Genomic DNA, 24404 nt, shown 5'->3' on the forward strand with positions numbered 1-24404 from the left:
GGACCCCAACCGCCCAGGTTGATCACGAGGTCGACGGCAGCTGAAGAGATCGCCGCCAACCTCATGATCAACGCTAAGTCAGGGGTGGGAGGGTGAGTTCGCCGGTGGCGACGAGGAGGGCGGGACCGGAGAGCCAGCAGGAGTCGGGGGTGACGGTCACCGTGAGGCGGCCGCCGGGGACGTCCACGGCGACAGTCCCGGTCTCCTGGTCGGCGTCGCGCAGGGCCACCGCGGCGACCGCGCAGGCACCGGTGCCGCAGGAGAGCGTCTCGGCGGAGCCACGCTCGTGGACGCGCATCAGCACGTGTGCGTCGACGCCGGAGACCGGCGCGCCGGCGGTGGTGAACTCGACGTTCACCCCGGCGGGGAAGACCGCCGGGTCGATGTCGGGGGCGCGGGTCAGGTCCAGCCCGGCCAGGTCCAGTCCGGCGGGTACCGAGCAGACCAGGTGGGGATTGCCGACGTCCACCGCCGTGCCGGGCAGGGTCAGCCCGCCCAGGGCGGCGGCGGAGGCACCGTACAGCCGGGGTCGTTGCATCTCGACGGCGATGGCGTCGCCCTCGACCCGTGCCCGCACCACGCCGGCCCGGGTGGCCACCGGCAGTGCCTCGCCGGACGGCACGACCAGCCCGTTCGCCAGCAGGTACCGGACGAAGACCCGGGCACCGTTGCCGCACATCTCGGCGAAGGAGCCGTCGGAGTTCCAGTAGTCCATGAACCACTCGGCCTCGCCGGCCAGGGCGGCGCCGTCGGTGTGCTTCGCGGCGCGGACCACCCGCAGCACGCCGTCCCCGCCGAGACCACGCCGCCGATCGCAGATCGCCGCCACCAGTTCGGGCGTCAGGTCGAGCGCGCCGTCCGGGTCAGGCAGGATCACGAAGTCGTTGCCGGTGCCGTGCCCCTTGGTGAACTCCACGCTCCCATCATTGCGCAGCCGCACCGAGGATCCGCATCGCGGCCCCGATCAGCCCCGGGTCGGCCGAGTCGAGCCAGTGCACCCGAGGATCGCGCCGGAACCAGGAGCGCTGGCGGCGGACGAAGCGGCGGGTGGCCCGGACCGTCTCGTCGTACGCCTCGGTCTCGGTCAGCTCCCCACCCAGGAAACGCAGCACCTGCTGGTAGCCGAGCGCCCGGCTCGCGGTACGTCCGTGCGGCAGGCCGCGCTCGACCAGTCTCCGGGTCTCCGCGACCAGCCCGTCCGCCCACATCCGGTCGACCCGCATCGCGATCCGCTCGTCGAGCAGGGCGGTGTCCAGGTCCACGCCGATCTGCACCGCCGGGTAGTAGGGCGTCGGCTCCGGCAGCGCCGCGGTGAACGGCCCCCCGGTCAGCTCGATCACCTCCAGCGCGCGCACGATGCGCCGGCCGTTGCCGGGCAGGATGCCGGCCGCCGCGACCGGGTCGGCGTCGCGCAGTCGCGCGTGCAGGGGGGCCGGCCCTAGCGCGGCCAACTCGCCTTCCAGGCGTTGTCGCACTGCCGGATCGGTGCCGGGGAACTCGAACTGTTCCAGCACCGCCCGCACGTACAGCCCGGACCCACCGACCAGCAGCGGCACCCGGCCCCGGGCGAGGACGTCGTCGACCGCCGCCCGGGCGAGCCGCTGGTACTCCGCCACGCTGGCCGGCTCGGTGACCTCCCAGATGTCGAGCAGGTGATGTGGTACGCCGTCACGCTCGGCGACCGTGAGCTTGGCCGTGCCGATGTCCATGCCTCGGTAGAGCTGCATCGAGTCGGCGTTGACCACCTCACCGTCGAGCGCGTGCGCCAGCGCGATGCTCAGCGCCGACTTGCCGGCCGCCGTCGGCCCGACGACCGCGACCACGGTGCCCGGGGCGGTCACGGCCGCTCCCAGTTCGCCACGAGGTAGCCCACCCCGTAGGGCGCGGCGTGGTAGCGCAACTCGCCACGCCAGCGACCACCCGCTGCTCGCGCGGCACCGGCGAGCACCTGCCAGGGCGCCCGTCCCGCGACCTTGAGCTGCGTCGACAGGGCGGGGTCCAGGCCGAGCAGGGCGTCGCCGTCCGCGTCGGCCAGGGCTCGCGCGACCGTCTCGTCGTACGCCTCGGCGCGCGGATCGGCGTAGCCGGGCGCCTTCTCACCCCGGCAGGCCGAACCGTCCCCCATCACCAACAGCGCCCACGGCTGGTCCGGGCCGAGCCGGGCACCGAGTTCGGCGCAGGTCTCGACCGGGTCGGTGGCCCCGACCGTCGTCATCCGCCAACTCATGCCCCGGATCCTGGCCGGCGGTCGCCGGCCGAGCAGCCAGGCGCCGACCAGCAGGCTGAGCGGGAGATGGTCGCTGCCCACCAATCCGTCGGGGTGGTCGCCGAGGCGTACCTCAAGCGGCACCCCCCACGGCGCGAAGCTGCCCCGGAACGGAGAGTCGAGGTCGGCTCCGCGGTCGCCGGCCCCGATCACCAGGACGGTCCGCGCTTCCGAGTCGAGCAGCCGGGCGACGGCGGCGTCACAGGCGGCGCGCAGGTCGTCCAGCTCGGACGCGGCGGCACCGGCGATCTCGGGGATGAGCAGCGGCGGGTGGGGACAGACGGCGGCGGCGACCAGTGGCACCAGGCAACCGTAGCGGTCCGCTCCGGCAGCGTGGCCGCGTGCCGCCGGGAAGGACGACCGCGCCGCACGTACGCCGTACGGTCGAAAGCGGCACGCCGGTCGGATGGCCCAGACCGGCCCTAGGACACCGTATGGTCACGGTCGGCGATAGGCGCTCGACGCGGACCGGGGCGCACCTGTGACAATGCCCGGAGAAACTTGGCTGCGCCGTGGCGGCGCCCGGGAGACTGCTCCCTGGTGCCGGGAGAACGAGGATGGGCACATGAGCGACTGGACTGCCTTCGGACGGGTGGACGCGGACGGCACCGTTTACGTCAAGACCGCCGAAGGCGAGCGGGTGGTCGGATCCTGGCAGGCGGGAGCACCGGAGGAAGGGCTGGCACACTTCGCACGCCGCTTCGCCGACCTGGTGACCGAGGTGGACCTGACCGAGGCACGGCTCAACTCCGGTGCGGCGGACGCCAACCATTCGCTCGCCACCATCCGACGGATCCGTGCTTCCCTCCCCGAGGCTCACGTAGTCGGCGACATCGACGCCCTGGCGACCCGGCTCGACAAGCTCGCCACCGTGGCCGAGGAGAAGGCCGGTGAGGCCCGGGCGGCGAAGGAGGCCGCCCGCGTCGAGGCCCTCGCCCGCAAGACCGCCCTGGTGGAGGAGGCCGAGAAGCTGGCTGCCGAGTCGACCGGTTGGAAGACCGCCGGTGACCGGCTCAAGGAGATCCTCGACGAGTGGAAGACCATTCGAGGGGTCGACAAGAAGACCGATGGCGAGTTGTGGAAGCGGTTCGCGGCCGCGCGGGACGGCTTCACCCGCCGCCGGGGTGCCCACTTCGCCTCCCTCGACGCGCAGCGCAAGCAGGCGCAGACGGTCAAGGAGGAGCTGGTCGCCGAGGCCGAGAAGGTCGCCGAATCAACCGACTGGGCGGCGACGGCCAACCACCTCAAGAACCTGATGACGCAGTGGAAGGCCGCGCCGCGCGCGTCGAAGGAGGCCGAGCAGCGGCTCTGGGAGCGGTTCCGGGCCGCCCAGGACTCCTTCTTCAGCCGGCGTAGCGAGGTCTTCTCCGCCCGGGACAACGAGCAGCGCGCCAACCTGGAGCGCAAGCAGGCACTGCTCGCCGAGGCCGAGGCGCTCGACATCGACGGCGACCCGAAGGGCGCCCAGGCGAAGCTGCGGGAGATCCAGGCGCAATGGCACGAGGCCGGTCGGGTGCCGCGCGAGGCGGCCGCCGGGCTGGAGCGCCGGCTGCGCGCGGTCGACGAGAAGGTCCGCGAGGTGATGGACTCGGCCTGGCGGCGCACCAGCCGGGAGGACAATCCGCTGCTGGCCCAGATGCGCTCGCAGGTCGCGGAGGCAGAGGAGCGGCTGGCGCGGGCGCAGGCCGCAGGTGACTCCCGGCGGATCAAGGAGGCCGAGCAGGCGCTCGCCTCGAAGCGCCAGTTCCTCCAGTTGGCCGAGCAGGCCGGCTGAGCCGTACGTCCGATGCCCTCGGCTCTCCCACGCGGGAGCCGGGGGCATCGTCCTTTTCGCAGGTCGCCGCGATGTTAGCGTACGACATTTACATCGACGTCGATCTGTGATTACCTGGGAAAGCGCTTGCCCTCCCCAGGGCTAGGGCGCGGGAGCCATTCCGACCAGTTCATCCCACGGCAGGGCGCATCCTGCGACCGCCACGGCATCGCTGCCGCCGGGCACGGCAGCCTCCACCGCCGGGGCGTACCCCCTGCCGACCGCACCGGGTGACGCATCCGGGCGTCCGCCACGGCCCACGCCACCCCCTCAACCGCCGTGGCCGCCCACGTCACGGACCGGTCCGGGCCGGCCGTGATCGCCGGTTCGGCCGGTGCGCGACGCGTCATCCGATCCGTCCCATTTATCGAGGATGAGGAGAACAAACCGTGCTTGCAGACGTCAAGCCTCGCCTGACGCGACGGTTGGCGGTGCTGGCCGCGACGGCCGTCGCGCTGCCCGCCGCCGCCGTCGCGGTGACCGTCGCTCCGGCCGCCGCCGCGACCGTCGACACCGGCGCCTACTACGTGTTCGTCAACCGCCACAGCGGCAAGGCCATGGATCTGTGGAACTGGTCCACCGCCGACGGTGGTGAGATCCGGCAGTTCAGCCGTCTCGACGGCAACAACCAGCAGTTCCAGTTCGTCGACGTGGGCAGCGGCTACTACCAGCTGCGCAACCGGCACTCCGGCAAGGTCGTCGCCATCCCGAACTCGAACGACGGGGTGCAGGTCACCCAGGTCACGGCGAGCAGCGACACCAAGCAGCACTGGCGGCTCGCGGACTCCGCCAACGGCGACGTGCGGTTCGTCAACCGGCACAGCAACAAGGTCCTCGACCTGTGGGGATGGTCCACGGCCGACGGGGCGATGATCTCCCAGTACGCCGATCTGGACGGCGCCAACCAGCGGTGGCAGCTGGTGCGCCTCAGCGGCGGCACCAATCCCACTCCCCCGCCCAACCCGGGCCCGCAGACCGGGCTGGTCGGCTGGGCCACCCAGAACGGCGGCACCACCGGCGGCGGCAATGCCGGTACCACCACCGTCACCAACGCCTCGGCGTTGACCAGCGCGCTCAACTCCAGCAGCGCGGCGGTGATCCGGGTCTCCGGCACCATCAACTGCTCGGGGATGCTGCGGGTCCGCTCCAACAAGACGATCCTCGGCAACTCAGGCGCCACGATCGCCGGCTGCGGCTTCAACATCAACGGCGACCGTAACGTCATCATCCGGAACCTGACCTTCCGGAACTGGGACGATGACGCGATCAACGTCCAGGAGTCGGCCACAAACATCTGGATCGACCACAACACCTTCACCGCCGGCTACGACGGCGCGGTCGACATCAAGCGCGGCTCCGACTTCATCACCGTGTCCTGGAACCGGGTCTACGGCCATGACAAGTCGATGCTGCTCGGGCACAGCGACGACAACGCCAGCCAGGACGTCGGCCATCTGCGGGTGTCGTACCACCACAACTGGTTCGACGGCAGCAACCAGCGCCACCCGCGGGTCCGCTTCGGCAACCCGGTGCACGTCTACAACAACTACTACAGCAACGTGCGCGGCTACGGCGTGGCGTCCACGATGAACGCCGGCGTGCTTGTCGAGGGCAACTACTTCGAGAACACCCCCGACCCGTACCACCTGGGCGAGGGCAGCTCCGGCCCGGGCTCCCTGGTGGCCCGCAACAACCACTTCGTCAACTCGGGCAGCGGCCAGACCGGCGGCAGCGTCGCCGGCATCCCGTACTCGTACACCCTGGACACCCCGAGCAACGTCAAGTCGATCGTGACGGGCGGCGCAGGCGCCGGTCGGATCTCGGTCTGACCGTAGGGGTCAGGGCCTGTGTCGAAGTCCTCGGTCGAGGCGGAGTCCAGGCGGCGTCCAGCCGGGCGTCGCGCGAGGCCCGCCGCCGGCCGGCCCCGGACTTCGACACAGGCCGCCCAGAGCTGCGTGACCTGGCCGCAGCCGGGCTCCGCCGGGGTATGTGTGGTGGCTCCTTTGCTCTGCTTCACTCCGCGCAATGGTTTCGCTCGCTCACCGTTGCGCGGGTTGAAGCAGAGCAAAGGACGCACGGTGGTAGGTGGTGGCCCGGCCGGGCACGCCGCCGGACAGCAGCACTCTCCGGGAGGCCGTGGCGGGTTCGACCACGACAGCTACCAGCGGATCCAGCAGGATGGCCGCCTGCGTGCGGACGCTTGAGCTCGGAGACAGGCCGACCTGGCTCAGGGCGAGACGGCGCAGCCGGTCGTCGGCGCGGGCGCCGCTGCCGGCGCGCCGATCGTGGGCAGCCCGAGCAGCACCCCGGGGGTACGCGGTGAGCGACCTGCCTCGGCCGCGTCACCGGCGCGGGTACGGCGATGCGACAGCGGCGCACCGTCGGCGTTGAGGTGGTGCGGCGCGGCGTAGGTGATCGTGGTGTGCACGATGTCGCCCGGCCGGATCGACTCGGCGTCCCCCGGCTCGCCGGCACCACCGGTGGCGAAGTGGACCAGGCGGCCGTCGCGGGCCCGACCGGACAGACGGCCGGTGCGCTCGTCCTTGCGGCCCTCACCGACGGCGACCAGCACCTCGACCACCTCGCCGACGAGCTTCTTGTTCTCCGCCCAGGTGATCTCCTCGACGCAGGCGATCAGCCGCTCGTACCGCTCCTGCACGACAGGCTTGGGCAACTGACCGTCCATGGTCGCGGCCGGCGTGCCGGGGCGCTTGGAGTACTGGAAGGTGAAGGCGGAGGAGAACCGCGCCTCCCGGACCACGTCCAGGGTGCGCTCGAAGTCCGCCTCGGTCTCGCCGGGGAAGCCGACGATGATGTCGGTGGTGATCGCCGCGTCGGGCATGGCGGCGCGGACCTTCTCGATGATCCCCAGGTACTTTTCCGACCGGTACGACCGGCGCATCGCGCGCAGCACGTCGTCGGAGCCGGACTGCAACGGCATGTGCAGTGAGGGGCAGACGTTAGGTGTCTCGGCCATCGCCGCGATCACGTCGTCGGTGAAGTCCTTGGGGTGCGGGCTGGTGAACCGGACCCGCTCCAGCCCGTCGATTTCACCGCAGGCGCGCAGCAGCTTGCCGAACGCGTACCGGTCGCCGAACTCGACGCCGTAGGAGTTGACGTTCTGCCCGAGCAGGGTCACCTCCAGCACGCCCTCGTCGACGAGCGCCCGCACCTCGCTGAGGATGTCGCCGGGACGGCGGTCCTTCTCCTTGCCGCGCAGCGACGGCACGATGCAGAAGGTGCAGGTGTTGTTGCAGCCCACCGAGATCGACACCCAGCCGGCGTACGTCGACTCGCGGCGGGTCGGCAGCGTCGACGGGAAGACGTCGAGGGCTTCGAGGATCTCCACCTCGGCGGCGGCGTTGTGCCGGGCGCGCTCCAGCAGCACCGGCAGCGAGCCGATGTTGTGGGTGCCGAAGACCACGTCCACCCAGGGTGCCCGGCGGACGATGTCGCCCCGGTCCTTCTGGGCCAGGCAGCCACCGACGGCGATCTGCATCCCCGGGTGCCGGTTCTTGACCGGGCGCAGGTGACCGAGGTTGCCGTAGAGCCGGTTGTCCGCGTTCTCCCGGACCGCGCAGGTGTTGAACACCACCACGTCGGGGGTGTCCTCGGCCTCGCCCGCGCGGACGTACCCCGCCTGCTCAAGCAGGCCGGAGATGCGCTCGGAGTCGTGCACGTTCATCTGGCAGCCGTAGGTGCGCACCTGGTAGGTGCGCGGGCCGCCCGCCGCTGCGGTAGTCATGACGTGCACAGCGTAGCCGGGCTTGAGTTGTCGGACGCAAACGAGGAGAAGCCGTTCGCCGCCGCCACCCGCGCCCTGCTCGACGAGTCGATGGTGCGCGCCGGCAGCCGACCCGCCGCGCCGGCCGGCAACTGAGGCTCAGGCGGCGGCGAGGGCGGGGTTGACCGAGTCGGGCGCCCAGCGGGAGCGGTGGCAGCGCGACCAGCCCCGGCAGCGCGGGTCCGCCTCGGTGCACAGCCGGCGGTCGCTGAGCACTTCGCCGTCGTCGGTCTCCCGCACGTCGAAGTGCACCGGGCGGATGCTGCCGTCGGGAGCGACCAGCAGGTGCCGGGTGTCGTCGAGCGTGTCGTCCCGCAGCAGGCAGTTGCGGCCGAGCAGCCGGGCCAGCGCCGCGATGCTGGGAAGCTCGGGCAACTCGTCAGGTACGCCGTAGCAGTCCACGATCGTGGCGAACTCCCCCGGCGCCTGCCAGACGTCGCAGACCACCGCGTACGTCGGCAGCCGCAGCGGATCCGCCACCGCCAGTGGCATCACCACCCGACCGAGCGCGTCGGCCAGCGCCGGGTAGACCTCCACCGGTCGTACCTGGTCAATTCTCCAGTTCCACAGCTCGGTCATGCCGTCTCCTCGCTGTGCTCGTCCCCACCGGCCTCCGGATCGGGCCATACGACGATGGTGGGGGGCATTTGCCCCCAGCCGGGGGCAAGTTACCGGTCTGTGACCATTCTGGCCCAAATTTCCCAGAGCATCATCGCTCCAGGTAGCGGGAAGATGACAGTTTATCGGGTATGGTGCGCGTTCCCACGCAACGGCACGCGTACCGAAACCTGCGTTCAGCGCAGGACGACCCGGTGTTCGCCGAGGGGCAGCAGCTCACCGATCACCGGAGCGCCCGGTATCTCCCCGGCGATCAGCAGCCCGCCGGAGGTCTGCGCGTCGGCCAGCAGCAGCCGGTCCTCCTCGGTCGCCGCGCCGAAGTCCGTCCACGGGGTCACCCACTCCAGGTTGCGGCGGGAACCACCGCTGACGTACCCGTCCCGGACCGCCTCGCGGGCACCATCCAGGTACGGCATCCGGGCGGTGTCGATCGCCACCGTCACCCGGCTCGCCCGGGCCAGCTTCGACGCGTGGCCGAGCAGACCGAATCCGGTCACGTCGGTGCCGCAGCGCACGCCCGCCGCCACCGCCGCCCGCGCGGCGTCCCGGTTCAGCGTGGTCATCGCCGCCACCGCCGCCGGGAAACTCTCGCCGGTGCTCTTGTGGCGGGTGTTGAGCACGCCGACGCCGAGCGGTTTGGTAAGCGACAGCGGCAGACCGGCCCGCCCGGCGTCCAGGGTGATCAGCTCGTCCGGCCGGACCAGCCCGGTGACGGCTAGGCCGTACTTCGGGCCGTCGTCGTCGACGCTGTGCCCGCCGGCAAGATGACATCCGGCTGCGCGGGCCACGTCCAGGCCGCCGCGCAGCACCTCCCGGGCCAGGTCCAGCGGCAGCACCTCGCGCGGCCAGCAGAGCAGGTTGAGCGCGACAAGCGGAGTGCCGCCCATCGCGTACACGTCGGACAGGGCGTTGGTGGCGGCGATCCGACCCCAGTCGTACGCGTCGTCGACCACCGGCGTGAAGAAGTCCGCGGTGGTCACCAGGCCGGTGCGCTCATCCAGCCGGACCACTGCGGCGTCGTCGCCGTGGTCGAGCCCGACCAGCAGCTCGGCGGTGCCGGCGGCGGGCCCGAGATCGGCGACCATCGCCTCCAACTCGCCCGGCGGGATCTTGCAGGCACAGCCGCCGCCACGGGCGTACCGGGTCAACCGCACGGGCTCGGTCATCTCCTCATGATCTCCGTCACCCGGGCGGGACGCCAGCCGGCGGGTCAAATTCGGACGCCGGAGTCGGATCATCCATGGTGTTACCGCTCCGTGACCATCTGAGTTGTGTTCCGCCACTTCACCCCGCCTACAGTGGCCGCTACCGGGGGTCGACCGACTCCCGACAGCGACGAGGAGGACAGACGACGTGGCGACGGGCGAACCGCTCATCGTGCTGGACTCGGTCAACAAATGGTTCGGGCCGTTGCACGTACTGGACGACGTCTCGCTGTCGGTGGGGCGGGGCGAGGTGGTCGTGGTGATCGGCCCCTCCGGCTCCGGCAAGTCGACCCTGTGCCGCACCATCAACCGGCTTGAGCCGATCAACTCCGGCACCATCACCTTCGACGGGCAGGCGCTGCCGGCCGAGGGCAAGGCCCTGGCCAAGCTGCGCAGCGAGGTCGGCATGGTGTTCCAGTCGTTCAACCTCTTCGCGCACAAGACGATCCTGGAGAACGTCACCCTCGGCCCGATCAAGGTCCGCAAGGAGAAGCCGGCGGCGGCCCGCGAGCGGGGTCTCGCCCTGCTCGACCGGGTCGGCATCGCCAACCAGGCCGACAAGTACCCGGCCCAGCTCTCCGGCGGCCAGCAGCAGCGCGCCGCGATCGCCCGCGCGCTGGCCATGCAGCCCAAGGCCATGCTCTTCGACGAGCCCACCAGCGCGTTGGACCCGGAGATGGTCGGCGAGGTGCTGGACGTGATGACCTCGCTAGCCCGCGACGGCATGACCATGGTGGTGGTCACCCACGAGATGGGCTTCGCCCGCCACGCCGCCAACCGGGTCATCTTCATGGCCGACGGCAAGCTCGTCGAGGATGCCGCTCCGACGGAGTTCTTCGCCAACCCGCGGAGCGAGCGCGCCAAGGACTTCCTCTCCAAGATCCTCACCCACTAGGCGTCCGGTAGTGGGGCGGGCCGTGACCCGGCCGGCTCCAGTCGAAGAAGGAGATCAGGTATGCGAATGAAGCGGATGGCGGCGGTTGCCGCCGTTGCCGGCCTCGCGGTCGCGATGACCGCCTGCGGCGGGGACAGCGACGAGGGCGGCTCCGGCACGGGCGCCGGTGGCATCGTCGGCAAGGCCGAGAGCCAGAACAAGCTGGTCATCGGCGTCAAGGCCGACCAGCCCGGCCTCGGTCTGCAGACCGGCAGCCAGTACGAGGGCTTCGACATCGAGATCGCGAAGATCATCGCGAAGGGCCTCGGTGTCGAGGAGAGCGGCATCGAGTGGAAGACCACTGTGTCGGCCAACCGGGAGCCCTTCATCGAGCAGGGCACCGTCGACCTCGTGGTCGCCACCTACACCATCAACGACGAGCGCAAGCAGAAGGTCAACTTCGCCGGACCGTACTACATCGCCGGCCAGGACCTGCTGGTCAAGGCGGACTCCACCCTCACCGGCCCGGACCAGCTGGCGGGTAAGACGGTCTGCTCGGTAACCGGCTCGACGCCGGCCAAGCGGATCACCGAGAACTACCCGGATGCCAAGCTGCAGCAGTTCGACGCGTACTCGAAGTGCCTGCCGCTGCTGGAGAACGGCCAGGTCGACGCGGTGACCACCGACGACATCATCCTCGCCGGCTACGCCGCGCAGGACCAGTACGCCGGCAAGTTCAAGGTGGTCGGCAGCACCTTCTCCGACGAGCCCTACGGCATCGGCCTGAAGAAGGACGACACCGACGGCTGCGAGAAGGTCAACGAGATCCTCAAGGCCGCCGCCGAGGATGGCAGCTACAAGGCTGCCTGGGACGCCACCCTGGGCAAGAGCGGCACCCCCGCGCCCGAGCTGGACACCACCAAGCTGACCCACTGCGGCGCTGTCTGACCGGTACCGGAGCCGGCACCCCTTGCGGGTGCCGGCTCCGGCCTGTCACCGGCCCTCATCACGTGCCCCGGGAGCCGAAGCATGGACGTATTCACCGATCCGGAGAACCTCGACGCATTCGTGTCGGGCTTCGTCTGGATCCTCAAGCTGACCGGCGCGTCCGCGGTCTGCGCGCTGGTGATCGGCGTGCTGCTGGCCGCGATGCGGGTCTCCCCTGTCCCGGTGCTGCGCGTCTTCGGCGCGGCCTGGGTCAACATCTTCCGCAATACCCCGCTGACCCTGGTCGTCTTCTTCTGCTACTTCGGGCTGTACGCCACCCTCGGGCTGAGCCTGTCTCAGGAGCTCGACGTCAACATCTACTGGCTCGGTGTGATCGGCCTGTCGACCTACACCGCCGCCTTCGTCTGCGAGGCGGTGCGCTCGGGCATCAACACCGTGCCCACCGGTCAGGCCGAGGCGGCTCGCGCGATCGGACTCTCCTTCGCCCAGACGCTGCGAATAGTGGTGCTGCCACAGGCGGCGCGCTCGGTGATCGCGCCCTTCGGCAGCATCCTGATCGCGCTCTGCAAGAACGCCACGATCGTCGGCACCATCGGGCTCGTCGAGGCCTCCAGCGTCATGAAGGACCTGCTCAACAGCTACGGTAACGCCGTCATTCTGATCTTCCTGGTCTTCGCCGGCACGTTCGCCGCACTGCTCATCCCCACCGGCTACTTCTTCGGCTGGCTGGCCAACCGCCTGGCGGTGAAGCGCTGATGAGCACCAGCAACGTCCTCTACGACCACCCCGGTCCCCGGGCCAAGGTACGCAACGCGGTACTGAGCGTCGTCTTCGGCGTCGCGCTGCTCGGCCTGCTGTACTGGATCTACACCCGGTTCGACCAGGCCAACCAGTGGGAGCCCCGACTGTGGGAGCCGTTCACCCGGTCGGCCACCTGGACCCAGTTCATCCTGCCGGGCCTGTGGGCGACCCTGAAGGCAGCCGGCGTCGGCATGCTGCTCTCGCTCGCCTTCGGTATCGTCTTCGCCTTCGGCCGGCTCTCCGACCGCTGGTGGATCAGCGTGCCGGCGGGCATGGTGGTGGAGTTCTTCCGCGCCGTACCGCTGCTGCTGATGATCTTCTTCATCTTCTACGGCGTACCGTTCCTCATCAAGGGTCCGGTCACCGCCTTCTGGGCCGTGGTGATCGGCCTGACCCTCTACAACGGCTCGGTACTGGCCGAGGCGTTCCGGGCCGGCATCCGGGCCGTACCCGGCGGGCAGTCCGAGGCGGCCTACGCGATCGGCATGCGCAAAAACCAGGTGATGCGGATGATCCTGCTCCCGCAGGCGGCCCGAGCCATGCTGCCGATCATCGTCAGCCAGCTGGTGGTGCTGCTCAAGGACACCGCGCTCGGCTACATCGTGGCCTACCCGGAGCTGCTCCAGCGGGGCGTCAACGACCTCGCCGCCAACTACGGCAACATCATCGCCTGCGCGATCGTCGCTGCCGTCATCTACATCGTGATCAACTCACTGCTCACCTGGTTCGCCGGCTGGCTCGACCGACGCACCGGTGTCCGAGCCTTCCGGGTACCGAAGCAGACCGCACCGGCCGGAGCGGACTCCACCCCCGAGGGCGGCGCCACCGTCTCCGAGCCACAGGGGTGAGCGGATACCGCTTCGGTGCGGGACGGTCGTAACCGGTCGGCGCGCACCCCTAGCAACATTAGGAAGGGCCTCTGCTCGGCAGAGGCCCTTCCTAATGCCTCAGCGGGCGATCTCGGTGACCCTGGACTCGCGGACCACCGTCACCCGGATCTGCCCCGGATAGGTCAGCTCCTCCTCGACCTGCTTGGCCACGTCCCGGGCCAGCACCGCCGCGCCGATGTCGTCGACGTCGTCGGGCTTGACCATCACCCGGATCTCCCGGCCCGCCTGCATCGCGAAGACCTTCTCCACGCCGACCTTGCCGGCGGCGATCTCCTCGATGCGTTCCAGCCGCTTGACGTACGCCTCCAGGCTCTCCCGCCGCGCCCCCGGCCGCCCACCCGAGCAGGCGTCGGACGCCTGGGTCAGCACCGCCTCCACGGTCTGCGGCGGCACCTCGTTGTGGTGCGCCTCGATGGCGTGCACCACGTCCTCGCTCTCGCCGTACTTACGGGCCACGTCCGCACCGATGAGGGCGTGACTGCCCTCCACCTCGTGGGTAAGCGCCTTGCCGATGTCGTGCAGGAAAGCCGACCGCTTGATCAACGGCACGTCCAAGCGCAGCTCGGCCGCCATGATCCCGGCGATGTGCGCGGTCTCCACCAGGTGCTTGAGCACGTTCTGCCCGTACGACGTGCGGTAGCGCAACCGACCCAGCAGGGTGACCAGCTCCGGGTGGATCTCGGTGATGCCGACCTGCACCAGGGCGTCCTCGGCGGCCCGGTGGCAGAGCTGGTCCACCTCCTGCCGGGCCAGCTCGTGCACCTCCTCGATGCGGTGCGGGTGGATTCGGCCGTCCAGCACCAGCTTCTCCAGCGTCAACCGGCCGACCTCCCGGCGCACCGGGTCGAAGCAGGACAGCAACACCGCCTCGGGAGTGTCGTCAATGATCAGGTTGACCCCGGTGACCGACTCGAAGGCCCGGATGTTGCGGCCCTCCCGGCCGATGATCCGACCCTTCATCTCGTCGCCCGGCAGGTGCAGCACGCTGACCACACTCTCGGCGGTCTGCTCGCTGGCCACCCGCTGGATGGCGTCGACCACGATGTGCCGGGCCCGCTGCTCGGCGGTCGACCTCGCGTCCGACTCGATGTCCCGGACCAGCAGGGCGGCCTCCCGCTTCGCCTGGCCCTCGATCGCCTCGACCAACTCGGCCCGCGCGGCGTCGGCGGTCAACCCGGCGACCCGCTCCAACTCACGTCGCCGCTGATTCTCCACCTCGGCAAGCTCGGCCTCCCGCTCGACAAGCGCCGCCTCGCGGGCCGCCAACGCGGCGTTGGCCGCGGTGAGCTGGCGTTCCCGCTCCGCGAGCCGCTCCACCTCCTCGGTGTGCAGCCGCTCCCGCTCGTCCATCCGGGTCGCCCGCCGCTCCACCTCGGCGGCCTGCTCCCGGGTGGTCGCGGCCAGCACCGCCACCTCCCGCTCACCGCTGCGCCGGGCCGCCGTGCGCAACTGCTCGGCGTCCGCCTCGGCCTGCTTGTGCGCCCGTTCCAGCACCGTGTCTGCCTCGGCGCGGGCGTCGTCGAGCACCCGGCGTGCCTCCGCCCGGGCGGCCTTCGCCTCGGCCTTGGCCGCCGCCGCCTCGGCGCGGGCCGCCGCCGCCGCGGACTTCGCCACGTCGATGGTGCTGTTCGCTTCGTCGGCTGCCGTGCGCAGCGCGGCCAGCGACTGCTCCTGCCGGTCCTTCTCCGCGACGTACGCCGGATCCTCCGCCGCCGGACGCGACATGAAACCCCGCATCAGGCGCAGGCCGAACAGCACCGCACCGAGCACCACGAGGGTCAGCACCAGCACGGCGGTCAGGATCACGACGTCGAAGGCGCTCATCGAACGGCTCCGTCCGGCCGATCGCCAACGCCGAGGGCGACAGCAGGTGGGCCGGAACTCTGCTCACCGTCATCGCTGGCCCCGGACTCCGCCGCACCGGGAGCGGCCGCCCCCGCGCTCATGCCGGCGCTCCGTTCCGAGACGTGCCCCTGGCGGGCAACGCCGAACGAAGCCTCAAGATCGGCCCGCTCCGCTCGCTCATACCGAGACTCCGGTGAACCTGTGCCGCCTCGCCATGGCGCGCCTCCCCTGAACCGTCGCGCCGCAACAGCCTGCCGGGTGGGCACGCTCCTGCGACTCTGGACGCCCGACCGGAGCGCATGGCCGTGGGTTGGCTTCCTCCGCCGACGTCCCTGACGGCCGTCGGCGGGCCGGGTGCACTGTCACGTGAGCCCGGACCGGCCCGTCCGGAGCTGACGTACGCGGCCGATGATGCCGGCCAAAGTGATGCTGTTCTGTTACGGGATCTATGTTGTGCGCTTAGCCTGCGCTTGGTCGGGCAATGTGAGCCTTTATGGCGAGGCTAGGTCTCAACCGGGCTCCGGTCAAGAACGGATGATCAAACCACCCGGACGGAGAGAAGTTAAGTAGTCACCCTCCGCCTATGAACACTCGGACGCCAGCGGGCAAAAAAGACGAACAACCAACGTTGAGTTGACTCATCAGGGCTGGTCACGTCGATGAGGTGACCGTCGGACCCGCGCCCAACGCATCACCCGCGTCCCCGGGACGGGCCAGACCAAGATCACGGCTGGCGGGCGACGTGACAGAAGAAGCACGCCGTCAGCGGTCGATCTCACCCTCGGCGTCGGCGAGAGCGTCGGCGTCGATCTGCTCGGCGAACTCGGCCGCCTCGGCGCTCTGCGCGGCGATCGCCTCCTTCACCGCCCGGATCGCGACACCGGCCGGGTAGCCCTTGCGGGCCAGCATGCCGACCAGCCGCCGGAACACCGCGTCCGGCTCGCCCCGGGCGGTCCGCAGCTTCCGTTCCACCAGGGCACGGGCGGTCTCCGCCTCGGTGGTCTCGTCCAACTCGTCCAACGCCTCGCTGGCCGTGTCGCCGTCCACGCCGCGTTGGCGCAGCTCGTTGGCGAGTGCCCGGCGAGCCAGCCCCCGGCCGGCATGCCGGCTGCTCACCCAGGCGCGGGCGAACGCGGCGTCGTCGATGATGCCGACCTCGTCGTACCGGTCGAGGACCTGGTCGGCGGTCTCCTCGGAGATGCCCCGCCGCGCCAACGCGGTGGCCAGTTCGGCACGGGTACGCGGACGCACCGCGAGCTGTCGCAGGCAGATCTCCCGGGCCACCTCGGCCTCGTCACGAGGCGCGGATGCCGCATCCTCGCGTGCCGAACCGCCGGCCCGTCGGGCGGAACCGGCCCTGCCCCGGGAGGTATCCCATGCCGACGCGTCCGGAGAATCGGCCGACGCCGGGGAACCCGGGTCGGCGGGGTTCCCGGCGGCGCGGCGGCCTCGGCGGGGTCGTGGTGTGGCGTCACCCGCGCGGGGCGGGCTGGCATCCCAGCCTCGCCCCGAGCGGGCACGTCGTCCTGCCACGGATCGTCGATCAGAAGTCGACCGGCGGCAGCTCCGGGCCACCGGCGGCGTCGCCCGCGCCTACCCCGACGCCGAGCTTCTCCAGGATCTTCTTCTCGATCTCGGCGGCCACGTCCGGGTTCTCCCGGAGGAACTCGCGGGCCTTCTCCTTGCCCTGGCCCAGCTGGTCGCCCTCGTAGGTGTACCAGGCGCCGGACTTGCGAATGATCGACTGCTCGACGCCGACGTCGATCAGCGAGCCCTCACGGGAGATGCCCTTGCCGTACATGATGTCGAACTCGGCCTGCTTGAACGGGGCGGCGCAGTTGTGTACGACGATGTCGTCAGCGACCAGCGTGTGCAGCTCATCGACCTCGACATCAAAGGTCCTCGTACGCCGCGCGGGCAGGATCTCCTTGACGGTCGAATAGCGCACCTGCTCGGCGAGCAGTTCGCGCAAAAAAGCGTCGTCAAGCGCGTCCGCCAGCAGTTGCAACCGATCCCGCCGGATCTGGTGCAGCCCTAGAACCTGCTTCATGCCACCACGCGAATTGCCGGCCGTCGCGCCGATCAGTTGAGCAGCGAGCACAGCCGTGACGCCCTTACCCGCCAGGTGTGCCAGCACCGACTCGGTGACCGCAGGCGACAGGTAGCCGGCCTGCGAGCCCCGCCGACGCCCTTCCTGGCTGTTGAGCGCCTCGCGAAGGATGACCCCGCGCGGTCCCCACAGCGGAACCGCTTCGGCGAACGCCTCCACGTTGTCGCTGCCGGCCACCCGGACCTCGTAGCACAACCGCTTTGCCTGGATGCGACGCCCCTTGATAAGGCTGGGGCGCTGACCCGTCGGGTCGTAGCGACGAACCGAACTCGTGATGCCGTATCGCAGCAACAACCAGTGGAGTTGGTGGGCCAACTGCTCCGAGGTAGTCGTGTAGCCGACCCGAATGGCACCGGTCTGCTCGATGCTCACCCAGCCGTCGCTTTCGAGTAGACCGAAAAGCAGGTTGCCTGCCACCTCGCGGGAAAGACCCGGATCGAAAAACTCGGCGGGGATGGTCTTCTCCCAGGCCAGCTTGCCGTAGATCCCCGCTTGTCGGCACAACGCCAGCAACTCGTTGCGCTCACCCTGACGGTGGGAGAACGAGATGGCCAACTTGCCGTCATGCTCGTGTGTGTCGCAGCCGAGCCCTGCGGCGATGCGCGCCGCGTCGGCCTTCAGCGACTCCTGGATGTTGATGAACTGCAGCGGGGTCTTCCCACCGACATATCCGTCACCAATCAGGTAGCCGAGCATTCGTGCCTGCTCGGGCGAGTAGGGCTCATGCTCGCCGAAACCCAGGAACTGTCGAGGCTGCGCAACCCGGTCTCCGGCACCCAACTCGCCGGCCACCTTCCAGCCCCGATCGGTCAAGACCTTGTGATCGGGGGTGGCCCAGACCGTGGCACCGCCACGCAGACGTACCCCGATGACATCCTGTTCTCCCTGGTCGAACCAGGAGACGACAGGGCGGGCGTGCAGCATGCCGTCCTTCGCCGCTGCCACCACGGAGACAGGCATCCGCCCGTCGACGATGTCCTCGATCCGGTTGGCGCGGCCGGTGACCGGGTCGAACACCATGGTGCCCTCGGCGAGGCACTTGTTCTTCACGACCTTGACCCGGGTGCGGTTACCGACCACGTCGGTGCCGTCCTTCAGGCTTTCGATGCGCCGCACGTCGAGCCGGACCGAGGCGTAGAACTTCAGCGCCCGACCACCCGTCGTCGTCTCGGGTGATCCAAACATGACGCCGATCTTCTCGCGGAGCTGGTTGATGAAGATCGCGGTGGTGCCGGTGTTGTTGAGCACGCCGGTGATCTTCCGCAGCGCCTGGCTCATCAGCCGGGCCTGGAGACCGACGTGGCTGTCGCCCATCTCGCCCTCGATCTCGGCGCGCGGCACCAGCGCGGCCACCGAGTCGATCACGATGATGTCGATCGCGCCGGAGCGGACCAGCATGTCCGCGATCTCCAGCGCCTGCTCGCCGGTGTCCGGCTGGGAGACCAGCAGGGCGTCGGTGTCGACACCGAGGGCCCTGGCGTACTCCGGGTCGAGCGCGTGCTCGGCGTCGATGAAGGCGGCGATGCCGCCGGCCCGCTGGGCGTTGGCCACCGCGTGCAGGGCGACCGTGGTGTTGTGGGAGAGCATTCCGTTCGCGAGGAAGCTATGCGTTCCCGGAAGCATCACGTCGAAGGTGGGTTGGGTGCCCGCATCGGCGGCCTCGACGACCTGCTCATAGGTGTAGGAGGAGGTGGCCAGGTGCTTGAGGTGCGTCACGATCGCCTGGCCTGACGCCGACAGGCGCTCCCGGCGCCGCTCCCCCCATTCCACGATCTTGGCCAAGCGGCTACGGGAGCAGGCCAACTCGATGTCCGTACGGAACAGGTCTCCCGCGACCCTGTCGAATGCCCGATCACCACCACAGTCGTCGCGCAGGTCTTGAATGAGGCCCTTGAGGTGAGGGATGTTCTCGAACTGGGCGTCCCGCTCACTGGTGCGGAAGCACCGCTCAACCTGTGCACGACGCCGAGCCGAGCGGAATCCGACCTCGTCGACGAACCTGTGCGCCACCGATGGATTGACCGTCACGGTCCAGTATTGGCGCTGGTACGTCTCGTTCCACTTTGAGGAGACAGTGTTGGGGATGTTGAGTCCGTAGAGCAGTAGCTGCACCTCACGGGCCAGCTGCTCGGACGCGGTGCCGAGCCCGATGGTCGAACTCTCGTCGATCCATCCGTCACCCTCGAATAGCGCCGACAAGAAGGCGCGCTGCGCCTTATGACCTGCGGTGCGCACCCGGTAGGGAACGCTCTTGCCGTGCGCGGTGACATAGTCGAGGCCGTACTCCTCGGCGAGGCGCTTGCGGAACGCCCCGCCCGAGACGACGAACTCCTTATTGTCGTAGTCACGGACCTCGACGCCGAACACCTGCTCCATGAGGTGGCGGTACTCACCACTCACCTCTGTGTCCCAGTTGGTGAACCGTACGCTGTGCTGGTAGCCAAGCGAGCCCTCGGCGACGAGGTAGCCCAGGACCACGGCCTCGTCCTCGGAAAGACCGTCGCCGTGGGCGGCCTCCGATGCGCCGAAGGTCGCCGACACCACGAAGTCGCCAGGTCGGATGTTGCCGACCTTCCGCCAAGCGATGAATCCACGGTCGGTCATCACTCGTAGTGGGTGGTTCTTCGTGGCGGTCACCGTCCGCCCGGATCGCAGCTTGAGCTTGATCACCGGCTTGCGGTTGTTGTGGGTCAAGGCGGCAACGGCTTCGAGCTCGCCCCGCTCGTTGACCATCCGCAAACCCAGGTCACGGATGTCGGTGACCCGGCTGGTGCAGCTTGCGGGCTGACCGCATCGCGTGAAGAGCTCCTCGACGGTCTCCAGGCCCCGGTCCGTCCAGAGATGCGTGTCGGCCGTCAGGCACTTACCGCTGCTCTCCGGGCCGTACACCTCGACGACCCGGCCACGGGGCAGACCGCCCACGCCGAGCGCCACGTCGAGCGCGATGGAACCGGTCGGAATGACCGAGGTCTGGATGACCGGTCGCTCCCCCAGCCGCATCACCGAGCCCTTGCCGAACTGCTTGTCGATCTGAGCGAGAGCAAGGTCGAGCGCCTTCTCCCGGTCAGGACCTGCCGCCATCGTTGCCACCCCTGCCTTCGCCGGCGTCTTTCCTGAGCTTCGCGTCACGCGGGACACGCTAGGCGCTGGGTCCGACAGAAAACCAGCCGACTGGCCGTGGCCTGTGGACGAGCACCCCGCTGTGGACAATAGCCGAACAGGTGTACGACTCGGCAAGAGACACGCGGAAGTAACGAATCGGCTGCTCAGCGTAGCCGGGCGGGTACCCGGTCTGGATAGGCCGCGACCACGGCGCGCCACACCACGTGCGTCTCCACGCCGGCCTTGAGGGCCTGCTCGATGGTCCGTCCGCCGAGTTCCGACAACACCTGGTCGCTGGCGATGCTGGCCGCGTACGCCGGACCGAACGCCTCGGCCAGGCGTGCCCAGAAGTCGGTCAGCCGCACGTGATCAGTCCTTCCTGTCCGGTGCACTCGTCGGCACCGGACGCAACGCTAGCGCCAGCAGGGGTGCCACCGCGACCGCGGCGAGCAGGGTCAGCACCGGATAGCCCGCCAGTTGCATGACAAACCCGCTCAGTGCTCCGGCTGACGCTCCGGCCAGCCCCATGAGCAGGTCGGACAGGCCCTGGGCGCTGGGCCGTACGTCGTCCGGTACCGACTCCGACAGCAGGGTCGAACCGGCCACCATGGTCGCCGACCAGCCGAGCCCGAGCAGGATGAGCCCGACGGTGAGCCGGGGCGTGTGGTGCCCGGCAGTGCCGGCGACCGCGCAGGCGGCCAGCAGCGTCGCGATCCCGCCGAGGATGACCGGGCGGCGACCGAACCGGTCGGCGAGCCAGCCGACCACCGGCGCCAGCGCGTACATGCCGGCGATGTGCAGACTCAGCACCAGCCCGACCACCGGCAGCACCTCGTCGACGGCGTAGTACTCCCGCAGGTGCACCGGGGTCATCGCCATCACCGCCACCATCACCAGGTGCCCCACGGCCACGGCGGACACGCCGAGCCGGGCGGCCGGTCGGGCGCGTACCACCGACCAGGCGGCGCGCATGCCCACGCCGCGCCGGGCCGACGGTGCCGGCACCGGGACCGGGCCGGCCGGGGCGAGCGCGGACGCCGCCTGGGCCGGCTCGGCCGGGACCGGCGGTGGACCAGACGGGGGCGGCTCGGACGCGCCGGCCCGGGCCGCCGCGAGCCGGCGCGCGGTGAGCAGCGGGTCGGGCCGCAACCACAGCAGCAGTACGCCGGCGGCGAGCACGAACGCGACGGCGCTGAACGCGAACGGGCCGGACAGCGTAGGCAGCCCCCAGCCGCTTGTGGTGCGGTCGGCGAGCGCGGCGAAGTTCGGGGCGGCCACCGCGCCGATCGTGGTGGCCCAGACGATCAGCGACAGTTGCCGGGCGCGCCGGTCCGGTTCGGCGAGATCGACCGCGGCGTAGCGAGCCTGAAGGTTGGCGGCGGAGCCGCCGCCGAAGAGGAGCATGCCGAGGAAGAGCAGCGGGACCGACCGGGTTGCCGCGGCGAGCACGACAAGCGCCCCGCCAAGCGCCCCGACCACGTACGCGACGGCCAGGCCGGGGCGGCGGCCGTACCCGGTGATGATCCGGGTGACCGGCACGGCGAGCAGTGCGGCGCCGACCACGGCGGCGCTCTGCGCCAGGCCGGCCACGGCGGTGCCGGCGATCTCGGCGGCGAGCAGGGCGCCGACGGAGATGCCGATGGTCACCCCGATGCCGCCGACGATCTGGGTGGTGAAGAGCAGCCGCAGGGTGCGCCGCTGGATGGGCGCGACGTCCGGGTGCGCCGTCGGCGTGGTGGTCAGGTCAGTGGCCAACGGGAGGCTCCTTGGGTAAGGGGTGACCATCCTTTCGCACCCGACCGACAGCCGGCAGCCCGGTTCTCGTCACAGCCCCAGACCGCGCCCGATGATCTCCTTCATGATCTCCGTGGTGCCGCCGTAGATGGTCTGCACCCGGCTGTCCAGCCAGGCCCGCGCCACCGGGTACTCCGCCATGAAGCCGTAGCCGCCGTGCAGCTGCACGCACCGGTCGGCGACCCGGTTCTGCAACTCCGTGGTCCACCACTTGGCCTTGGCCGCGTCGGTCACCGACAGCCGGCCGGCGTTGAACTCGGCCACGCAGTGGTTGACGAAGGTCCGCGCGATGGTGACCTCGGTGTCCAGCTCGGCGAGGAGGAACCGGTTGTGCTGGAACTTCCCGATCGGTCGGCCGAACGCCTCCCGGGTGCGCGCGTAGTCGAGAGTGAGGGCGAGCAGCCGTTCCGCGGCGGCGACTGCGGCGACGGCGATGCTGAGCCGTTCCCGGGGCAGGTTGGCCATCAGGTGGTAGAAGCCGTGGTTCTCGGTGCCGATGAGGTTGGCGGCCGGCACCCGACAGTCGTCGAAGAAGAGTTCGGCGGTGTCGTTGGCCTTCAACCCGACCTTGGCCAGTCGGCGGCCCCGGGTGAAGCCGGCGGTGCCGGTCTCTACCGCGATCAGGCTCACGCCGTGGGCGCCCTCGTCGGCGGTACGGGCCACCACGATCACCAGGTCGGCCAGTTCGCCGTTGGTGATGAACGTCTTCTGCCCGTTGAGCAGGTAGCTGTCGCCGTCGCGGACGGCGGTGGTGCGGACGCCGGCCAGGTCGGAGCCGGCACCGGGTTCGCTCATCGCGATGGCGGTGACGAGGTCGCCGGAGCAGAACCGGGGCAGCCAGCGCTGGCGCTGCTCCTCGGTGGTCAGCTCGGTGAGGTACGGCGCGACCACGTCATTGTGCAGGCCGAAGCCGAGCCCGGAGCAGCCCGAGTTGACGATCTCCTCGACCAGGACGGCGTTGTACCGGAAGTCCCGCTGTCCGCCGCCGCCGTACTCGGGGTGGACGTCCATCCCGAGCAGTCCGGCGGCACCTGCCTTCCGCCACACCTCGCGGTCGACGATGCCGTCGGCCTCCCAGCGGTCGTGGTGCGGTACGGCCTCGCGGTCGAGGAACCGCCGGCACAGGTCCCGGAACTCGTCGTGGTCAGCCTCGTAGAGGTGCTGCTGCATGGCGGCAAGTGTGGCACCGTCCGCGACGCCGTCGCATGGTCGGTGCCGGCGCTGCGGTTGGGGGCGAGCGCGGCTGGTGTCAGCCGGCGAGGGCGCGAGCCGCGACGGTCAGGTCGGCGACCAGCCCGTCGTAGGCGACGTCCTGGTTGTCGGCCCGGAGCACGGCGGAGGGGTGGATGGTGGCCAGGAGTTTGGCCGGGGGCGCGTCGGTGGTCCCTCCGGCGCTGTCCACCGGTACCCGTTGGAAGTCCTCCGGGTGTTGGGCGGCGGCCGGCCAGGGCAGCAGTTCGCCGCGCTGGCGGGTGACCCGGAACGTCGGGCCGAGCAGGGCTTTCGCGGCGGTCGCCCCGAGTACCACGATCACCTCGGGGGTCAGCTGGGCGAACTCGGCGACCAGCCAGGGTCGGCAGGCGGTGATGTGTACCCGATCCGGAGTCTGGTGGATCCGCCGCTTACCGCGTAGTTCGAAGCGGAAGTGCTTGACGGCATTGGTGAGGTAGATGTGGGCCGGGTCCAGCTTGGCGTCGTCGACCGCCTTGCGAAGCAGCCGGCCGGCGGGGCCGACGAAGGGCAGCCCCTTCTGGTCCTCCATGTCGCCGGGCTGCTCGCCGACGAAGACCACCCGGGCGGTGGCGTCGCCCCGGCCGAAGACGGTCTGTGAGGCGTCCCGGTACAGCTCGCAGCCCTGGCAGCCGGTGGCGGCGGCCCGCAGCGCGTCGAGGGTGTCGGCCTGCGGCGGGATGAACCGCTGGGCCCCGGGCGCGGTATCGGTGTCGGCCATGGCGACTGTTCTACCCGCTGTGACGCGCCCCACGCGAGCCAGCGGCGGCGCGTCGCCTTTGCGGCACTCCACGCCCAGCCCAGGCTCGGGCAGCCCGAGATGCCGCAACTCGGCGTATCCGCCCGGCGCTGGCCGAGGCCGACCGGCTGCGGGTCGAGTTGAACCAGCCCGAGACCCCGAGATGCCGCAACTCGGCGTATCCGCCCGGCCCGAGACCCCGAGATGCCGCATACCGGTCCGACCGCCACTCCTGCCCCTGCGCCCGCCGCGGATCTGCTTCCGAATCAGCAGGCGCGGGAAGTTGCCGCCCCGACCCGCGCCCCATGAGCAACATCAGGGATGTTGCTGCCTCCGACCCCGCCCCCGCCAGCAACATCGGGGATGTTGCTGCCTCCAACCCCGC

Annotated in this window: 20 protein-coding genes; 7 read left to right on the forward strand and 13 right to left on the reverse strand. The window is 70.2% G+C overall.

What is annotated here, in order from left to right; translation table 11 throughout:
- Window positions 1-73: 73 nt before the first annotated feature.
- Genes dapF through Vse01_RS22610 form a run of 3 tightly spaced genes read right to left on the reverse strand, consistent with a single transcriptional unit; the run spans window position 74 to window position 2569 of the window.
- Window positions 74-916, reverse strand: a complete 843-nt coding sequence (gene dapF, locus Vse01_RS22600; protein ID WP_093410250.1) for a diaminopimelate epimerase — start codon at window positions 914-916, stop codon at window positions 74-76.
- 7 nt (window positions 917-923) lie between these two features.
- Entirely contained in the window at window positions 924-1853 is a 930-nt protein-coding gene (gene miaA / locus Vse01_RS22605; RefSeq protein WP_373870704.1) for a tRNA (adenosine(37)-N6)-dimethylallyltransferase MiaA, read from the reverse strand.
- Window positions 1838-2569, reverse strand: a complete 732-nt coding sequence (locus tag Vse01_RS22610; protein WP_093410244.1) for a class III extradiol dioxygenase subunit B-like domain-containing protein — start codon at window positions 2567-2569, stop codon at window positions 1838-1840. The genes miaA and Vse01_RS22610 overlap by 16 nt, the downstream gene beginning before the upstream one ends.
- Window positions 2570-2831: 262 nt before the next feature.
- Here Vse01_RS22610 and Vse01_RS22615 point away from each other — a divergent pair, with 262 nt between their 5' ends.
- On the forward strand, window positions 2832-4040 hold the full coding sequence (locus Vse01_RS22615; protein WP_093410241.1) for a DUF349 domain-containing protein: 1209 nt from the start codon (window positions 2832-2834) through the stop codon (window positions 4038-4040).
- Between the two features lie 428 nt (window positions 4041-4468).
- Entirely contained in the window at window positions 4469-5908 is a 1440-nt protein-coding gene (locus Vse01_RS22620; RefSeq protein ID WP_093410238.1) for a pectate lyase family protein, read from the forward strand.
- Between the two features lie 398 nt (window positions 5909-6306).
- Here the strand turns inward: Vse01_RS22620 and miaB are convergent, their stop codons facing one another.
- Window positions 6307-7824 (reverse strand): tRNA (N6-isopentenyl adenosine(37)-C2)-methylthiotransferase MiaB, encoded by a 1518-nt coding sequence (gene miaB, locus Vse01_RS22625; protein ID WP_093410423.1) that lies wholly within the window; start codon window positions 7822-7824, stop codon window positions 6307-6309.
- A gap of 3 nt (window positions 7825-7827) precedes the next feature.
- On the opposite strand from miaB, the gene Vse01_RS29670 reads away from it, so the two are divergent.
- Complete coding sequence (locus tag Vse01_RS29670) at window positions 7828-7959, forward strand: hypothetical protein (protein ID WP_275415524.1); 132 nt, start codon at window positions 7828-7830, stop codon at window positions 7957-7959.
- 3 nt (window positions 7960-7962) lie between these two features.
- Here Vse01_RS29670 and Vse01_RS22630 read toward each other — a convergent pair whose 3' ends face one another.
- Window positions 7963-8442: a hypothetical protein gene (locus Vse01_RS22630; RefSeq protein WP_093410236.1), complete on the reverse strand. Its 480-nt coding sequence runs from the start codon at window positions 8440-8442 to the stop codon at window positions 7963-7965.
- A 215-nt stretch (window positions 8443-8657) separates the two neighbouring features.
- A complete protein-coding gene (gene selD, locus Vse01_RS22635; RefSeq protein ID WP_093410234.1) occupies window positions 8658-9647 on the reverse strand; it encodes a selenide, water dikinase SelD in 990 nt (329 codons plus the stop codon).
- Window positions 9648-9834: 187 nt separating this feature from the next.
- Here selD and Vse01_RS22640 point away from each other — a divergent pair, with 187 nt between their 5' ends.
- The 4 genes from Vse01_RS22640 (at window position 9835) to Vse01_RS22655 (ending at window position 13157) form a co-directional block, all read left to right on the forward strand.
- The gene (locus tag Vse01_RS22640) at window positions 9835-10581 is read left to right on the forward strand and encodes an amino acid ABC transporter ATP-binding protein (RefSeq protein ID WP_093410231.1); all 747 of its coding nucleotides are present in this window, start codon (window positions 9835-9837) and stop codon (window positions 10579-10581) included.
- A 60-nt stretch (window positions 10582-10641) separates the two neighbouring features.
- The gene (locus Vse01_RS22645) at window positions 10642-11508 is read left to right on the forward strand and encodes a glutamate ABC transporter substrate-binding protein (RefSeq protein ID WP_093410229.1); all 867 of its coding nucleotides are present in this window, start codon (window positions 10642-10644) and stop codon (window positions 11506-11508) included.
- 81 nt (window positions 11509-11589) lie between these two features.
- Window positions 11590-12264, forward strand: coding sequence for an amino acid ABC transporter permease (locus Vse01_RS22650; protein WP_093410227.1), 675 nt, complete (start codon window positions 11590-11592; stop codon window positions 12262-12264).
- Entirely contained in the window at window positions 12264-13157 is an 894-nt protein-coding gene (locus Vse01_RS22655; protein WP_093410224.1) for an amino acid ABC transporter permease, read from the forward strand. Before Vse01_RS22650 ends, Vse01_RS22655 begins: the two co-directional genes overlap by 1 nt.
- 99 nt (window positions 13158-13256) lie before the next feature.
- On the opposite strand, the gene rny is transcribed toward Vse01_RS22655, so the two are convergent.
- From rny to Vse01_RS22690, 7 genes are all read right to left on the reverse strand, one after another.
- Window positions 13257-15023, reverse strand: a complete 1767-nt coding sequence (rny, locus tag Vse01_RS22660; protein ID WP_093410222.1) for a ribonuclease Y — start codon at window positions 15021-15023, stop codon at window positions 13257-13259.
- Between the two features lie 783 nt (window positions 15024-15806).
- Entirely contained in the window at window positions 15807-16577 is a 771-nt protein-coding gene (locus Vse01_RS22665) for a regulatory protein RecX (RefSeq protein WP_093410220.1), read from the reverse strand.
- 10 nt (window positions 16578-16587) lie between these two features.
- A complete protein-coding gene (gene recA, locus Vse01_RS22670; protein ID WP_139233242.1) occupies window positions 16588-20235 on the reverse strand; it encodes an intein-containing recombinase RecA in 3648 nt (1215 codons plus the stop codon).
- A gap of 185 nt (window positions 20236-20420) precedes the next feature.
- On the reverse strand, window positions 20421-20621 hold the full coding sequence (locus Vse01_RS22675) for a DUF3046 domain-containing protein (RefSeq protein ID WP_093410215.1): 201 nt from the start codon (window positions 20619-20621) through the stop codon (window positions 20421-20423).
- Between the two features lie 4 nt (window positions 20622-20625).
- Window positions 20626-22011, reverse strand: coding sequence for an MFS transporter (locus Vse01_RS22680; RefSeq protein WP_232511437.1), 1386 nt, complete (start codon window positions 22009-22011; stop codon window positions 20626-20628).
- A gap of 69 nt (window positions 22012-22080) precedes the next feature.
- Window positions 22081-23220 (reverse strand): acyl-CoA dehydrogenase family protein, encoded by a 1140-nt coding sequence (locus Vse01_RS22685; protein WP_093410210.1) that lies wholly within the window; start codon window positions 23218-23220, stop codon window positions 22081-22083.
- Between the two features lie 79 nt (window positions 23221-23299).
- Complete coding sequence (locus Vse01_RS22690; protein WP_093410207.1) at window positions 23300-24001, reverse strand: UdgX family uracil-DNA binding protein; 702 nt, start codon at window positions 23999-24001, stop codon at window positions 23300-23302.
- Window positions 24002-24404 lie beyond the last annotated feature (403 nt).

It is taken from the genome of Micromonospora sediminimaris, from assembly GCF_016863575.1.
Classification (GTDB): Bacteria; Actinomycetota; Actinomycetes; order Mycobacteriales; family Micromonosporaceae; genus Micromonospora; species Micromonospora sediminimaris.